This window comes from Leptolyngbya sp. PCC 6406 (genome assembly GCF_000332095.2).
In the GTDB taxonomy this organism is placed as follows: Bacteria; Cyanobacteriota; Cyanobacteriia; order Phormidesmidales; family Phormidesmidaceae; genus PCC-6406.
Window position 1 is genome coordinate 1,405,308 of the sequence record NZ_KI913949.1, and the last position, 15,693, is coordinate 1,421,000.

Consider the following 15,693-nt stretch of genomic DNA (forward strand, 5'->3'; position numbering starts at 1 on the left):
TCCCTGAGTCGCCCCTTGCCAAGGGGCGACTGGGTACACATATAGCGCTTCTCACTCGGGTTAAGGACAGGCAAGGGGCTTCAGCCCCTTGTTCCCCGAATTGCCATCCAGTTGAGCTGTACCTCATCCATTAGGGAACCGCTATATTTTGGGCATCAACGTAAGCCCAGACAATATGGGCTCCGAGGAATTCAGGAATTCAGGAGTCAGTACTCTCCTAGATTCTGGCTCCTAACGCCTAACGCCTCCCCACGAGATTTGTCCCGCTTTGAGTTGATACCCCTCCTACAGAGCGAGCCGCGTTCCTAGCAAACAGGCTCCTGCCAAGGTGATGCCCTTCACGTTGGCTCCATCCACCTCCGCACAAAGCAAGTTGGCCCCACTCAGGGAAGCCCCCGCCAAATTCGCCTCTCGTAAATCCGCCTCCTCCAGGTTGGCCTCGTTGAGCACCGCCCCTTGGAGGTCGGCGTGGGCCAAAATCGCTCCCTGTAAGTTGGCTCCACTCAGATTGCTTCCCCGCAAATCGGCCCCCCGCAGGTCCACCCCCTTGAGGTTCACCCCCATTAGGTTGGCCCCGTTCAAAAAAGCGCCCGCCAAACTCACCCCAGTCAATGTCGCCCCCATGAAGTTGGCCCCCCGCAGGTTCGCCCCCCGCAAATCGGCCCCGGTGAGATCCGCCTGCATCAAGTTAGCCCCCCACAGGTTCGCCCGCAGGTCGGTGCCCTGGAGCTGTGCCCCCATCAGGTTCGCCCCCTCTAACTTGGCCCGCGCCAGATTGCTCTGGGCGAGATTAGCCCCCACCAAGGTGGCCCCATTCAGCACAATACCGCTGAGATCGGCATTGGACAGATCTTCATCCTCTAGGTCAGCCCCCGGCAGATGGCGCTGGGCACCACTATGAATGGCTTGAATGTCCTGGGTAGTCATAGGGGTAGGAGGTCGGTCATCAATAGGGCTGCATCCGGTATGGTAATCCTCTTACCTCTGAAGAAACAACGTTTTTAGGATGGACTGGGGGGCTATTGCGGGGGAGGCGGAGCCTCCGGGGAGGTGCCGTGGCAGCGCCACGGCACCAGAATATAGGGGAGCTAAACCCGCCCCTACGGGATCTTGTGGCGGTGGGGCCGGGGTCAGGGATAGGGCTTGAGGGGGAGACGGGGATACCCGAAAAAATGCAAAAAATTCGGGCGCGAAGCGCGGAAGAGGTCTGCCTTGAGCGAAGTCGAACATAAACAGCCCAAAATGCAAAAAAATTTCTTCGCGCTCTGCGCGAAGGGGAAGGGTAAAGAAAAAAGATAATAGTGCAAAAGTACTATAGGGCAGAGGGCTACGGAAGAGGCCACGAGGAGACACAGACAACCCGAAAACCGATGATGTAGTTCTGGTTATCGCGCGTGCCCCAGTTGCGATTGGCCGAGCGGCAGTACCTGGGATCGTCGTACCACGAACCGCCCCGCAGCAGCCGATTTTCATTCTCGTTAGAGGATAACCAAGCACTGCCATCGGTGGGAGCACCTTCGTAGCTGCCGTGCCAGGGGTCTTGGCACCATTCCCACACGTTGCCGTGCATGTCATAGAGACCAAAGGCGTTGGGGGGAAAGCTACCCACGTCTAGGGTCTTTTGGCGATAGGTGCCTTTGGGGCCATTGCCATAGGGGTAGTTGCCATCGTAGTTGGCTAAATCAGGGGTGATGGTGTCGCCGCAGTGAAAGGGGGTTTCGGTGCCAGCCCGACAGGCGTATTCCCATTCGGCTTCACTGGGCAGGCGGTAGTCGTGGCCGCTGTGGCGGGTGAGACGATCGCAGAATTCCACTGCGTCATACCAAGACACGCGCTCTACCGGGCAATTGTTCCCTTTGACATGGGCAGGATCGGGCTTGAGATCGGTCTTGACCTTAGGCAATCCGGCTACCGCTCGCCACTGGGCTTGGGTGATGGCATATTTCCCCAGCCAGAAGCCGGGAACCTGAACCCGATGGCGGGGCTTCTCATCGCCATAACCCTCCCCATCTGGGGAACCCATCCAGAACTCCCCTGGAGGGATCTTGACCAGATCTAGGGGCACTTCCCCTGGCAGGGTCTCTCGGCGATATTCAGCCCGATGTTGTTCTCGGCTCGTTAGGACTCTGGGCGATCCGAGCCCCAATAATTTCCGCTCAACTCCCGTGATCTTCAGCACACTGAACTCAAATGTAGGGAAGGTCTCAGGGGCAGTGGAGGGTGTTGTGGGGATGGTGGGCGGTGCCCACCCTACGGGGGCAGCGTTGGTGTTGGGGGACGATCCCTCCGGGATGGGGGGCGATGCTGCCCACCCTACGGGGGCGGGGGGCGGCGCTGCGGGGGTGGGTTTGAGGTTGAGGCGTTGGGTGAGGGCTTGTTCGATTTTGGTGGCATCGGCTGACCCCAGACCTAGGTTGAGGCGGATTTCCGCCAGCCGCCGCTGGTTACGCTCTGTGGGTAGGTAGCCATTTTTAGCTGCCATTTGAAAGTACTTGGCGTACTCACGGCGCTGACTGGCCCGTTTTTGATAGGGGGCTTGCACTTGGGCCTCGATGGCGGCGGCGGCTTCGCGGGTTAAGCCTAGCCGTTGGCGTCGCGTTTCTAAGATGCCGCGATCCAGATCGTCCTCAATGGTGCCATTGAAGTCGAGGTCTAGCTCTGCATCCAGTTCCTGAAAGATGTCATCCACCGCCTTGCGATATTCCTGCTCGGCATCCAGTTTGGGTGCCCGCACCAGGGGCAGATCAAATCCGGTATCCTCAGCCAGGATTTTGGGGAGATAGCCGCCTTTGCGCTCGATTTCGAAGCGGCGCTCGGCGTGGTTGTGGAGATCGCGCACCAAGATCCAATCGCCATGGCCGGGGTAGGCGGCTCCTTCCATCCCTTCAACTAGGTAGCGAGTATAGAGGGAGAGGCCGTCTTTTTCTTGCAGGGCGATGTTGGTGGCGCTGGAGGAGGCTAAAATCACCCGCCCCTTGGCCTTTAGTTCGCCAAAGTCGATGGGGGTGTCTCCCTTTTTGAGTAGATCTGCGATCGCGCCACTGTAGCAACAGTCCAAAATCACCACAATCCGTTGGCTCCGACTCAGCTCCATTCGCCGCTGGAGAAAGGTAGCGGAAACGGCGCTGGATTCCACCAAGCGCCCTTGGGGCTTTTGGCTGCTGCGGGTGCAGAAATGCAGTTGGGGAGACAAAATGCCCCCACTGCCCAAGTCGCCATGGCCAGAGAAATACAACAGCAGCAAATCCTCTGACTGTCCCCGTTGAAAAAATTGCTCCAGGTGGGTGCGGAAGGTCTCACTGTCGCAATTCTCCAGAGAGGTGACATCGAAGGCACCCCCCTCTGGGTCCGACAGCACACGGGTCATGGCCTGCACGTCCAGCACGCTCCCCGGCAGGGGCTCGAAGCCCTCGCCGTAGTCACTCACCCCCACCAGCAATGCCCGCCGCTCACCCATCCCGTTTTTGCTTCGTCGCCTCGACCGCAGCTAAAAAAGTCTGGAAATCTGCCATGGGGTCGCGATCGCCCCGCACCTTGAATTCCAGCTTGGTGCCTTCGTGTTCCAGCTTAATTTCACTGGTACTGCCTGCTACCAGGTTCTGCAATCCCCCCACCAGCAGCTTCAGCAGGGCCAAATCAACCTTGAGATCAAACCAGTCGGGTCGGGTCCAGCCTTTTTCCACCAGTCGAGGGTCAGGCTCCGGCCCCGGCCCTGCAACGGGGACAACTTCAGCCCCTTGACGGGCCAAGGTCATCGCCAGGGTGGTCAACATCTGGTGCAAGTCTTCATCCGTTGCTTGGGGATCCGTCACGGAGATTCGCAGCGCTAGGGTCGTGTCATCCATTATTCAGTCCCCAAAGCAATGTCTTAGTTTAGACCAGCCCAATTGAGAAACTATTCGGAAATCCAGTCCGATTAAATGACCACACAAATCTATTCCATCGGTAGGGGCGTTAGCGTAGCCATGCCGAAGGCTTTAAGGCTTTTCGCCCTTTCCAGAATTGTGCCCCATTAACCGGACATCATCGGAAATAGCCAGCTTTCGTCCAGGGTGCTATCACGCCCTCAAAATCCTCCTATCCTAGAGTCACCTTGACTTTCCCAGTCTCACTGTCATCGCTCCCTGATCGCTTCTCGTGCGGGGGGCACAATTCTGGGCAGTCTGGGAATAGAGTTCTAGAGTGCTTTACCCCATGAGCCCGACTGATGTCACTACCGCAGAGTTGCTACTAGAGCGCTATGCCCAAGGAGAACGGGACTTTTCCCAGGTCTCTCTGAATGAATGCAACTTGGCTGGAGCCCAGATTCCCCATATCGTGCTGCGCCAAGCCAACCTCAATATTGTCAACCTCAGTACCGCTAACCTCAGCTTCAGTGACCTTCAGCAGGCGTCTCTGAATGTGAGTCGTTTCAGCGGGGCCAACCTCAGCCAAGCCTGTCTGCGTCAGGCCCAACTCAATGTGGCCAACCTGATTCGGGCGGTGCTGGTGGGGGCCGACCTGTCAGAGGCATCCTTGATTCGGGCAGAACTGCTGCGGGCAGATCTCAGTAACGCCACCCTCAACCAAGCCAACCTCAGCGAGGCAGATTTGCGGGAGGCCCGTCTGCGCTGGGCGCGCCTGAGCGGGGCCAACCTGAGCCAGAGTGATCTGCGTAAAAGTAATTTTCTCGGGGCCAACCTAGAGGGGGCACAACTCTACGCCGCCCAGATGGAGGACACGGTGCTGAGTGGAGCGGTCTTGCAGCGGGCAGAACTGCGCCATGCCACCCTGATGGGGGCGGATCTGAGTGGGGCCAACCTGCGGGGGGCTAACCTGCGGTGGGCCGACCTGAGTGGGGCCAATCTCCAGGAGGCAGACCTGACCGATGCCAAGCTCAGCGGGGCCACTCTGGTGGGGGCAGACCTGAGTGGAGCCACCCTGGTCAATACCATCCTGGTCCATACGGACTTGAGCCGGACCAGACTCCAGCGGGTCTATTGCGTAGACTCCGATCTGTCGGGGGCGACCCTGAATGGTGCTTTCTTGGCCGGGGCGGTGTGCTACGACCTCGTGACCGCTGAAACCACCTGTGATTGGGTGGATCTGAGTGTGAATGGGGATGGCTCTAAGGTGCAGCGCTTCACCGATGCCGGGGCTATCCATGCCTTCTTTAATCGCCGACCGCCCCAGGTGCAGGTGGTGGTGGATGTGGCTCTAACCCAGGGAGCCCACGCTAGCTTGGCCCAGGCGTACCATCAGCTCGCGGCGGTGCTGGATTGGTTTGTCATGCCGCCGGATATCGAGATTAGCCATCGTCGCACCGTGCTGACCTTTAAGGCCGATACCGAGACGACGCTAATGGCGATCGCATTTCTATCCACTTGGCCCTTTAAGGATCGCAAGGCGGTGCGGACCGCTCTCTTGGGCTTTGTCACGGCGGAGAAGACTGCTGCTGTCCCCAATTTGCCCAACCAGGCTATCCTCGAATGCCTGGAGGCTACCGTATCCGAAGTGGATACCTTGGAACTGTGTCCCCTGCGGGAGGACTTAGATCAATCTTCCTTTTTTGCCGCCCCCCTGCAAGTGAAGCTCACCAACACCACGGGGCAGGCTCTAGAGCTTTACCACAACCCTCGTTTTGGTGTGCGCAATTTTCCCCTGGCCCAGGGGTTGTTTCCGGTCCAACCCCGGCAAGATCCCTTTCCCCATTTGGAAGATTATCAGTCCTTTGTGGCAGGGTTTCGGGATGGGACATCAGGATGAAGGTAGAAGGCAGAAGGCAGAAGGATGAAGGCAGAAGGATGAAGGCAGAAGGATGAAGGCAGAAGGATGAAGGCAGAAGGATGAAGGCAGAAGGGGGATTTCAAGACACACAAGGGTTTCCGCCTTAGGAAATAGGTAGTTTGCTTTCACCGCAGCGGACTAGTGCTGGGCGGCAGAAATACTCTAATCGTTCTATCGTGGCACACCTCGGCCCCTCACCGTAGCCCTCTCCCGCTGGGCTACGGTGTACACATATGGCCGTTTCCTAGTGGATTAGGTACACCTCAACTTAATCGCCCTTCGGTGAACAAGGGGCTTAAGCCCCTTGTCTGTACTGAACACGACTTGGAAGGTTATGTCTTGAAACAATGTGCATCCCGGCTTGACCCCCTCTAACTCCCCCTTGTAAAGGGGGAGGACTAGAGTTTCCCCCCTTTACAAGGGGGGATTAAGGGGGGGTTGCAAGGGTCATCAGCACCCTTCCAGAAATATGTGTCCACAGCAGTCCGCTGGGAGAGGGGGCCGGAAAATAATGTTGGGCGACGCGACAGAATAGCAAGCCTATTTCAGCCTAGGTGTACTAGTTTGAGCCGCTGGGGAATCCTATGTCACAATGAGATTCACCCTTTACCTAATGACTGAGGATGACACTCCGTGCTGGAGGCCAGGGTTCACGAGCAACTGAGGGCATTTCTGCGCCAGCAGGGAGAAGCGGCATGGCCCCACCACCTAACCGTCGCTCGCCTGGTGGCCCGAGCCCTGCGCCTGGGGCGCAGCGCCCTGATGCAGGTGGGGGGCACAGCATTCTACCGGGGGCACTATCGTCTCAGCTATCTAATGTCGCTGTTGATGTGGCCCGAGCCAGCGGTGCTGGTGCTGCCAGCGCCGTTGCGGCAGCAGGTGCAACGGGTAGAAATTCCTCGGCTTCAGCAGTGGCTGCCGACCCACAAACCCATTCTCTGGGGGGAAACCTGGCCTGGAGCGGACTTTCGGGGGCTATTACTGACTTCGCCAGAAGCTTGGCTTGACCATTGGCTTCAAGATGATGATCGCTTTCCCCGCCATCTGCCGGTGGTTATTGATGGGGTCGATGATCTAGAGCAGTGGATTCGCCAATGCCTGACCCTAACCCTAGGGGCAGAGGATTGGGAGGCGCTGATGTTGGCCTATCCCCAAGAGCAGGATGGGATTCGGGATGTGCGGGTCCACCTCACCCACAGCCTCTTTCAACACCCGCCCAATCCCTATGGCTGCCATTTGCTGGAATCGGAGGTGCAATGGTCTAAAGACCGGCCCAGAGGGCCATCGCACCTCCGTCACCTGAGCCAGCATCTCAATGCCCTGACCGCAACGGCGATGCCCGCAGCTTGGCGCAAGCTCTGGGCTCACCTGGATCAACCGGAGCAACTGCTCTGGGGCCAGCCCGATCGCGATCGCGGCCAGTGGACTCTCCATAGTGCTCCGGTGGATGTGGCTCCAGCGGTGCGCCAGCGGTGGGATCGCCAGCCCCTTGTGCTTCTCGGGGGAGCCCTCGACCAGGAGAGTGATGCCGCCACCTATCGCCAACGACTGGGGGTGGGGGCTATGACCTGTCTCAAGTTCGCCCCCGACCGCCACAACGAGGTGATTCAGCTTTACGTTCCCGACCGCCTCCCCCTGCCCAATACGGCCCAATTCCAGCCCGCCCTCCTGGGGGAACTGGCCCGGTTACTGGTGCAACCCGATCTGCAAGGCGGGTTTACGGTGGTACTCGTGGGGGATATGCCCCTCAAGACCCAGGTGGGCTCAGCCCTCGCGGCCCAGTTTGGCTCCCGCGTTCAAGTGGAAGTGCCAGCCCTATCTGCCCACAATATTTTGGTGACGGGGTGGGAGTTTTGGCGGCAACATCAGACCCACCTACCTGCGCCAAAACTACTTGCGATCGCAACCCTCCCCCTCCCCTCCCTAGAGGATCCCCTAGTGGCGGGACGAGTAGCCTATTACAAACGCCAGCGCCAGGATTGGTTTCGCCTCTATCTGCTGCCCACAGCGTTGAATGAATTGCAACGGGCCATTGCCCCAGTGCGCGATCGCCAAGGCATGGTGGCCCTCCTCGACAACCGCGTCAACTATCGCAGCTACGGCCCCCAGATTCTAGAAGCCCTCAGCCCCGCCGCCCGCGTCCGCCACCTTGATCCGACCTGGCTCAGCCCCGCCGACTGTTCCCACCCCTAGTGCTCAGTCAATTCATGATTGAGGGGTGACCGAAATCCTGGAATTTAGTGGGGGTTGAATTTTGAGGGTCTTCGACCCGTCAAAATTTTCCTGAAGGAACACTAGGGCGTCATTACGGTGAAGAGGGTAGATTGCCAAGGTATGATGGGGGCGGCGAAACCCGAGTTGAATGTGTGCCTTGGATTACTACATCCCACGGGTATTTCGCTCTATTTGGGCAGTCTCCAACGGCGATTGCCCCTGTCCCCACACCACAGGACATCCCCATGGGAGAGGCAAAACGACGGCAGCAGCAACTCGGCGATGATTACGGCAAGGAAGAACCCATCTTGCCCTGGTTGCCCATCAATAAGGGGCAGGCAGAGAAATTCGTCACCCTAACCACCAAAGGCGCTTGGATTGGCATTGGCCTGATGGTCGTCCTATGGCTCACAGTCCGCTTCATTGGTCCCGGCTTTGGCTGGTGGAATGTTTCGGGCTGACCGGATCTCCGCCATTGACCACGGTGAGGGCGGGTCTAGGCTGTAGTCCAGAAAATAGTCATACCCCAGTTGGTCGTAAAGATCCTGCAACGACGACTCGGTATTTGGGCAACAGCACGGGAACCAAACTGCGCGCGATCGCAGCGACCAACTGGTTGTGGAAGTCGGACCAGTAATCGGGCTGGTCTAGATAAGGGTTCATGCCAGGACAGGGGTTAGCCATGACAGCACCAAGGGAGCATCCCTCCATGATAGGAAACTCCGGATTAGGAACCTTTGCCCACTAACCGCCTTGCAGCAATTATAAATTCAGAATTTGACAGTTTTTCATCCTCCCCCGAGGATAGAGTCACCCCGATAGACGTGATGGGATGGAAGAGCAACGGCTGAGTTTTAGACAGAATACTTTTCCACCACCACGATTAACTGTCCCCAGTGCTCCCAGCGCACCCATAAGAGCGGCCAAGTCAGCTATCACCACAGTGTGATTTTGCCCGTCATCGTCGCACCAGGGTAGGAGCAGGCCATTTCCCTGATGCCCGAATTCCTTCAGCCTCAAGATGGCGCAGAGAAGCAGGATAGCGAAACCGCTGCTGCCAAACGTTGGCTCAATACTGATCATGGCCTCTTTCCTGCGGGTCGCCTGACGGTACTCGGCGACGACCTCCATAGTCGTCAACCGACTTGTCAGCACTGCATCGACCATCAGGTGAATTTTATCTTTGCCTGTCTGCCCACTTCCGATCCAGCCTTGTATGACTGGTTGACCTATCTAGAGGGCAACGATGAGGTGCACAATCACCAAGAACGGGTTTGGCCAGGCCGGGACTATGAACTGCGGCAGTACCGCTATATCAACGGCATTCCTCTGCGGGACGCACAACCCGCCCTATGGGTTAATTGGTGTGAGGTGCCAGTGCTGCGAGAGGCTGATGGACAACAGGGCTATCACAATGCTTTTGTGACCTTACATGACATCAATGACGCGACGGTAGCGGAGATTGTGACGGCGGCTCGGGCTCGCTGGAAGAGTGAGAATGAGAACCACAATGTCCTCAAAACCAAGGTCTATCACCTAGAGCATAATTTTGGCCATGGCCAACAGCATCTGGCCATGACGCTACTCACCCTCAACACTCTGGCTTTCTTGTTTCATACCATCTTGCACCTCGTGGATGACTCCTATCAGCGCATCCGAAAGCAACGTGGTACCCGCAAGGGCTTCTTTCAGGACATTCAGACCCTGACTAAGGATCTGCTCTTTGACTCCTGGCAGCATCTCATTGACTTCATGCTCGACGATGGGACCACACCTGCCACGGGTAATACATCCTAACTATTTTGAATTCAGAATTGCTGATTGGCCGCAATGCACCGCTCTTAAAACCCAGCGGCACCAACATCCTTTGCAAATGAGCAACCAACCTTATTGGCCGCAATGCACCGCTCTTAAAACCCAGCTTCGTGTTGGTGCATTGATTCGCGTTTCGCAAGCGACATAAAAGGCAAAGCCACGCCTTAGCGTTATGCACCCTACTGGCCATCGGTATTGAACGTAGGCCGCAATGCACCGCAGAAAGGCCATTCTCCAGTGACTTAAATTATTGCTTGATCAAGTTATTGCTTGATCAAGTAACCGCAGCGGTGTTCCCCCTGCACCAGCCAGTGGGTGCGCTCCACCCGACAATCCGGCAGCGCCACCTGGAACATCTCCAACTCATGGCCACACACACTGGGAAACGATTCCGCAATGTGGGAGATGGCACAGTTGTACTCCGTGATGATGTACCCCGGCCCCCCCTCCTCCGGGCCAACCGCATGACCTTCCGCCATGTAGCCCTCTCCCTGGCGCAACGCCACTAGCCGCGCCACCCGCTCCCCTAGGGAGCCATTGCCCACTTGGGCGTAGTAGTCCTGGGCCTTGCGGTGCCACTGCTTCTGCAAAATATCCTGCATCTGATCCTGGCTGACGGTTTCCGCCAGGGTATCCAGCAGCGATAGGGCAAAGGTGTCGTACTGGGCCGGAAATCGATCGCGCCCCTTCCGACTCAGTTGATAGAAATAATTGGGCCGTCCCATGCCCTCCTGCACCGTCCGGTGCTCAATCAAGCCCTCCGCCGACAGATCCTTGAGATGGCGGCGCACCGCCTGGGGACTCATGTCCAAATGTTCTGCTAGGGCCAAGGCTGTCGCCTCCCCCTGCCTGAGCAGGTATTGGAGAATATCGTCCTTAGTGGACGTAGGTGTAGCGGAGGGCTGTAGGGAAGTCATGGGGAGTCACTCGATTAACACCGACGTGTCACCATCAGGATAGACCCGATACCGACTTTGACAACATTCCTGTTGCTAAAGTAAGCTTAAGCTAGTTAAGCAACAGGAATGTTGCTTTAATTATAGAATTATCAGACTGACACGCCACTTTATCCAGCTAGGTCTAATGAGCGACACCAAAACTACCCAAGCGACCGAAAAAAACCTGGAGCTGATGCGCAACTTTGCCCAAAGTTACGCCAAGCGCACCGGAACCTATTTTTGCGCCGACCTCGGCGTGACGGCGGTCGTGCTGGAGGGGTTGGCGAAACACAAAGACGACCTCGGTGCCCCCCTGTGTCCCTGTCGTCACTACGAAGACAAGGAGGCGGAGGTCAAGTCCACCTACTGGAACTGTCCCTGTGTCCCCATGCAGGAGCGGCGGGAATGTCACTGCATGTTGTTCCTCACTGAAGACAACGCCTTCGCCGGGAAGGATCAAGACATTTCCTTTGATCAAATCCGCACCGAAACCAGCCAGTATTAGGCTCCCAGCGCCGGGGTGCGATCGCACCCCCGCCCCCCAGCATTGCCCTTCACCATAGCCCTACCGCCCACACCATGACATCTTCTGTACAGACACTGGTGAGCCAGCCTTACAAGTACGGGTTCGTGACCGACATTGAGGCGGATACCATCCCTCGCGGCCTCAGCGAAGACACCGTGCGCCTGATTTCCGCCAAGAAAAATGAGCCGGAGTTCATGCTCAACTTCCGCCTCAAAGCCTATCGCAAGTGGCTGACCATGGCGGAACCCACCTGGCCCAACGTCCAGTATCCCCGCATCAACTACCAGGACATCATTTACTACTCCGCCCCCAAGCGGGACAAAAAAAAGCTGGCCAGCCTGGATGATGCCGACCCAGCCCTGTTAGAAACCTTCGAGAAACTGGGGCTCCCCCTCTCCGAGCAAAAACGTCTGGCCAATGTGGCGGTAGATGCCATCTTCGACAGCGTTTCCATCGGCACCACTTTTAAGGAAAAGCTGGCGGAAGAGGGCGTGATCTTCTGCTCCATTTCCGAAGCCTTGGCCGAGCACCCCGAACTGGTAGAGAAATACCTGGGCAGTGTCGTCCCCGTGGGGGACAACTACTTTGCCGCATTGAACTCAGCGGTGTTCAGTGACGGCTCCTTCGTCTATATCCCCAAGGACACCCAATGTCCCATGGATCTGTCCACCTACTTCCGCATCAATACCAGCGATTCGGGCCAGTTTGAACGCACCCTGATCGTGGCGGAGGCGGGCAGTTCCGTCACCTACCTGGAGGGCTGCACCGCCCCCATGTACGATAGCAACCAACTCCATGCTGCTGTGGTGGAACTGGTGGCCCTAGACAATGCCAACATCAAATATTCCACCGTACAGAACTGGTTTGCCGGAGATGAAAACGGCAAGGGGGGCATCTACAACTTCGTCACCAAGCGCGGCCTCTGTGCCGGGAAGAACTCCAAAATCTCCTGGACCCAGGTGGAAACGGGTTCCGCCATTACCTGGAAGTACCCCAGTTGCGTCTTGGTGGGGGACAACTCCGTGGGCGAGTTCTACTCCGTGGCCCTGACCAATCACTATCAACAGGCCGACACCGGCACCAAGATGATCCATGTGGGCAAGAATACCCGCAGCACCATCGTCTCCAAGGGCATTTCCGCCGGACACTCCACAAACAGCTACCGGGGCTTAGTGAAAATTGGCCCCAAAGCCACCGGAGCCCGCAACTATTCCCAGTGCGACTCCATGCTGATTGGCGACACTGGCAACGCCAACACCTACCCCTATATTCAGGTGCAAACCCCCACGGCACGGGTGGAGCACGAGGCTTCCACTTCCAAGATTGGGGAAGACCAACTGTTCTACTTCGCCCAGCGGGGCATTTCCCCAGAAGATGCGGTGTCGATGATCATCAGCGGCTTTTGTCGCCAGGTGTTCAACGAGTTGCCCCTGGAGTTTGCCGCCGAGGCGGACAAGCTCATGGCCCTGAAACTGGAAAATTCCGTGGGTTAATGGTCAGCGACACCATGGGTATTACCTACGCTGAAATCGAACTAATTCGAGGGGACGATCTAGCTTTAGAAAGAGCCGGATATCTCTCTGCCGATCAAGTCAGTCGGATTACCGTCCTAGCATTAGTCGATAGTGGGGCATCGATGCTGACCATACCCAAGTCCCTCAGCCAGCGACTTAATTTATCGAAATTAGATCAGGTTCAAGCTGAGTTGGCAGATGGTTCCATCATGGAAGCTGAAGTGGTTGGGCCACTGGAAGTCAGGTTTCAGAATCGTAAGGCTTTGGTGGAAGCTATCGTCGTTAACGCAGATACTGACGTGCTGTTGGGCGCAATTCCAATGCAACGGATGGATGTTTTGGTAGATCCTAAACGGGAGCAATTGATTGTGAATCCTAGCAATCCAGATACTGCTCGAATGCTGCTTAAGTAGATCGTAGGGTGGGCATTGCCCACCGCATAAATGTTCAGGTCGTAGGGTGGGCATTGCCCACCGCATCAAGTTCAGAATTCAGAGTTCAGAATTCAGACGCAGTTCAGGTGAGACAGTTGAGGGTTATGGGTAACGAACAGGGCAATGTGATTTTATCAGTGCGGGATCTACGGGCCACAGTGGAGGGGACAGAAATCCTCAAGGGGGTCAACCTGGAGGTGAAAGCTGGGGAAATCCACGCCATCATGGGCCTGAATGGTTCCGGGAAAAGTACCTTTTCCAAAGTCCTAGCAGGGCATCCCGACTACGAGGTGACCGGGGGAACGATGATCTTCAAGGGGCAAGATATTGCCGATCTGGAGCCCCACGATCGCGCCACTGCCGGGATTTTTCTGGCCTTTCAATATCCCCTAGAGATTCCTGGCGTTAGCAACCGCGACTTTCTGCGGGTGGCCTACAACGCCCACCGCAAAGCGCGGGGAGAAGAGGAAATCGATGTTTTTGACTTCGATGACCTGATCGAGGAAAGGCTGGAGGTGGTGAAGATGGATGCCTCCTTCCTGGATCGCAGTGTGAATGAGGGCTTCTCCGGCGGAGAAAAGAAGCGCAACGAGATCCTGCAAATGGCGCTACTGGAACCCGGCTTGGCCATCTTGGACGAGACGGATTCCGGTCTGGACATTGATGCCCTCAAAACCGTGGCGGGGGGCGTGACCCAGTTGGCTAACCCCACCAATGCAGTGGTGTTAATCACCCACTACCAGCGGCTGCTGGACTACATCGTGCCGGACTATGTTCATGTCATGGCCGATGGTCGCATTATCACCACGGGCGGCAAGGAATTGGCGAAACGCTTGGAGGCAGAGGGCTACGAGAACATTCTGGCAGCCCATCAGACGGAGGTGGCGGTGTAATGGCAATCCAGGTTTCCAATTCCCAGATCCCCAATTCCCAGGCGGCCCAGCTTACCCCCCAGGCCCAGCGAGAAGCTTGTCTTCAGGCGCTACTGGCCACGGCCCAGGCGGGGGTACCGGAGAGCTTGCCCCTGACAGCGTTGAGAACTCAGGCGATCGCGATCGCGCAGGAGCAGGGCTTTCCCTCCACCCGTGATGAGGACTGGCGCTTCACCGACCTCAGTTCCCTGATAGCGGTACCTTTCCAGCCTCCTACGACGATGCCAACCGTTAAGGCAACGGCCTTGGCAGCGGTGCAACTGCCGGAGGTGTCAGCGCGACTGGTATTTATCAATGGTCAATTCAGCGCTGCCCTGTCCAGTACTGAAACCCTGCCGAATGGGGTGGCGGTGGGCAGTTTAGCCCAACTTCACAACAGCCCCCTGGGGGACCAGATTGACGTTCGCTTGGGTCACGCTGGGGGACAGCAAGACCTGTTTTCGGCGCTGAATACCGCTGGCTTCCAGGATGGGGCTGTGGTCTGGGTGTCCCAATTTCAAACTGTGGCTGCCCCAATTCAGATCCTGTATCTGAGCATCCCTCAGGATCAGCCGATCGTCAGCTATCCCCGCTGTCTGGTGGTGGCGGAGGCGGCCAGTACCCTGACCCTGATCGAGGATTTCTACGGCACTGGCACCGGGGATCACCTCAATACCAGCGTGACGGAAGTCTGGGTGGATGACACTGCCCAGGTCAACCATGTCCGTCTCCAGCGAGAGGGATCCGGGACGTTCCACATCGGTAAAACAGCGGTGAGCCAGGGGCGGGACAGTCGCTATGTCACGACCGCCATTAGCCTTGGAGCCCGGTTGTCGCGCCACAATCTGGAGGTGACCCAGCGGGGGCCACAAACCCATACGGAACTCCATGGCTTAAGTGCGATCGCGGATACCCAACTGGCGGACACCCACAGCCTGCTGGCCCTCACCCATCCCCATGGCACCGCAGAGCAACGCCACAAATGCATCATCGATGGCCGCGCCCACGCTGTCTTCAACGGCAAGGTAGAGGTATCCCGCACCGCCCAGCACACCAATGCCAGCCAGATCAACCGCAATCTGCTGCTGTCGGATAAAGCCCGGGTAGATACCAAGCCGGAGCTAGACATCGTGGCGGACAATGTCAAATGCGCCCACGGAGCCACCGTCAGCCAACTCGATGATGACGAGTTGTTCTACCTCCAGAGCCGGGGGATTAACGCAGAGGAGGCCCAGAAGCTACTGATCTACGGCTTTGCCATGGACATCATCCACACCATCCCCATCCCTGCCCTGCGCGATGACCTCATGGCTGCGGTCGTAAAAGCCATGGCATAGAGCCAGGAACCCACCCCGCCCTTCGGGCACCCCTCCCAAGAGGGGATGTTAGGAGGAGATTTGTTGAGCACAGCAAGGCAAGGGATTGCCCCTACGGAAATAGTCGCAATACTCCACCACCCCCACTCCCTGGCAGGGCGAGCACCGCTCGCCCCTACCGCGCTCCCCCACTCCCCAATCCGGGGCACCCGGCGACAGCAGGGCGGGTTTTGAGCCTCCCATCCCGGATTCCCCATTA

14 protein-coding genes are annotated in these 15,693 nt (G+C 57.4%); 9 read left to right on the forward strand and 5 right to left on the reverse strand.

Features of this window, described 5'->3' with window-relative positions; genetic code table 11:
- Window positions 1–285: 285 nt before the first annotated feature.
- The 3 genes from LEP6406_RS0206460 to LEP6406_RS0206470 form a co-directional block, all read right to left on the reverse strand.
- On the reverse strand, window positions 286–927 hold the full coding sequence (locus LEP6406_RS0206460) for a pentapeptide repeat-containing protein (RefSeq protein WP_008308341.1): 642 nt from the start codon (window positions 925–927) through the stop codon (window positions 286–288).
- 400 nt (window positions 928–1,327) lie between these two features.
- Window positions 1,328–3,457: an SUMF1/EgtB/PvdO family nonheme iron enzyme gene (locus LEP6406_RS26830; RefSeq protein WP_008308339.1), complete on the reverse strand. Its 2,130-nt coding sequence runs from the start codon at window positions 3,455–3,457 to the stop codon at window positions 1,328–1,330.
- On the reverse strand, window positions 3,450–3,845 hold the full coding sequence (locus LEP6406_RS0206470; RefSeq protein ID WP_008308337.1) for a hypothetical protein: 396 nt from the start codon (window positions 3,843–3,845) through the stop codon (window positions 3,450–3,452). Before LEP6406_RS0206470 ends, LEP6406_RS26830 begins: the two co-directional genes overlap by 8 nt.
- Before the next feature lie 349 nt (window positions 3,846–4,194).
- Here LEP6406_RS0206470 and LEP6406_RS0206475 point away from each other — a divergent pair, with 349 nt between their 5' ends.
- From LEP6406_RS0206475 to LEP6406_RS0206485, 3 genes are all read left to right on the forward strand, one after another.
- Window positions 4,195–5,745, forward strand: coding sequence for a pentapeptide repeat-containing protein (locus tag LEP6406_RS0206475; protein WP_008308335.1), 1,551 nt, complete (start codon window positions 4,195–4,197; stop codon window positions 5,743–5,745).
- 654 nt (window positions 5,746–6,399) lie between these two features.
- A complete protein-coding gene (locus tag LEP6406_RS0206480) occupies window positions 6,400–7,959 on the forward strand; it encodes a helicase C-terminal domain-containing protein (RefSeq protein WP_008315904.1) in 1,560 nt (519 codons plus the stop codon).
- A gap of 266 nt (window positions 7,960–8,225) precedes the next feature.
- Window positions 8,226–8,441, forward strand: a complete 216-nt coding sequence (locus LEP6406_RS0206485) for a DUF2839 domain-containing protein (protein WP_008315902.1) — start codon at window positions 8,226–8,228, stop codon at window positions 8,439–8,441.
- Window positions 8,442–8,499: 58 nt separating this feature from the next.
- Here LEP6406_RS0206485 and LEP6406_RS30960 read toward each other — a convergent pair whose 3' ends face one another.
- Window positions 8,500–8,664: a DUF4058 family protein gene (locus LEP6406_RS30960; protein ID WP_081748034.1), complete on the reverse strand. Its 165-nt coding sequence runs from the start codon at window positions 8,662–8,664 to the stop codon at window positions 8,500–8,502.
- Between the two features lie 312 nt (window positions 8,665–8,976).
- Between LEP6406_RS30960 and LEP6406_RS26835 the strand changes: the two genes are divergently transcribed.
- Window positions 8,977–9,777 (forward strand): hypothetical protein, encoded by an 801-nt coding sequence (locus tag LEP6406_RS26835; protein ID WP_051463630.1) that lies wholly within the window; start codon window positions 8,977–8,979, stop codon window positions 9,775–9,777.
- Between the two features lie 281 nt (window positions 9,778–10,058).
- Here the strand turns inward: LEP6406_RS26835 and sufR are convergent, their stop codons facing one another.
- Complete coding sequence (sufR, locus tag LEP6406_RS0206495) at window positions 10,059–10,712, reverse strand: iron-sulfur cluster biosynthesis transcriptional regulator SufR (protein WP_008316691.1); 654 nt, start codon at window positions 10,710–10,712, stop codon at window positions 10,059–10,061.
- Window positions 10,713–10,878: 166 nt separating this feature from the next.
- On the opposite strand from sufR, the gene LEP6406_RS0206500 reads away from it, so the two are divergent.
- From LEP6406_RS0206500 to sufD, 5 genes are all read left to right on the forward strand, one after another.
- Window positions 10,879–11,238: a ferredoxin-thioredoxin reductase catalytic domain-containing protein gene (locus LEP6406_RS0206500; protein ID WP_008316690.1), complete on the forward strand. Its 360-nt coding sequence runs from the start codon at window positions 10,879–10,881 to the stop codon at window positions 11,236–11,238.
- 74 nt (window positions 11,239–11,312) lie between these two features.
- Window positions 11,313–12,752: a Fe-S cluster assembly protein SufB gene (sufB, locus tag LEP6406_RS0206505; RefSeq protein ID WP_008316689.1), complete on the forward strand. Its 1,440-nt coding sequence runs from the start codon at window positions 11,313–11,315 to the stop codon at window positions 12,750–12,752.
- Complete coding sequence (locus LEP6406_RS26840) at window positions 12,752–13,186, forward strand: retroviral-like aspartic protease family protein (protein ID WP_008316688.1); 435 nt, start codon at window positions 12,752–12,754, stop codon at window positions 13,184–13,186. Before sufB ends, LEP6406_RS26840 begins: the two co-directional genes overlap by 1 nt.
- A 125-nt stretch (window positions 13,187–13,311) precedes the next feature.
- The gene (sufC, locus tag LEP6406_RS0206515; protein WP_008316687.1) at window positions 13,312–14,100 is read left to right on the forward strand and encodes a Fe-S cluster assembly ATPase SufC; all 789 of its coding nucleotides are present in this window, start codon (window positions 13,312–13,314) and stop codon (window positions 14,098–14,100) included.
- Window positions 14,100–15,455, forward strand: coding sequence for a Fe-S cluster assembly protein SufD (gene sufD / locus LEP6406_RS0206520; RefSeq protein WP_008316684.1), 1,356 nt, complete (start codon window positions 14,100–14,102; stop codon window positions 15,453–15,455). Before sufC ends, sufD begins: the two co-directional genes overlap by 1 nt.
- Window positions 15,456–15,693 lie beyond the last annotated feature (238 nt).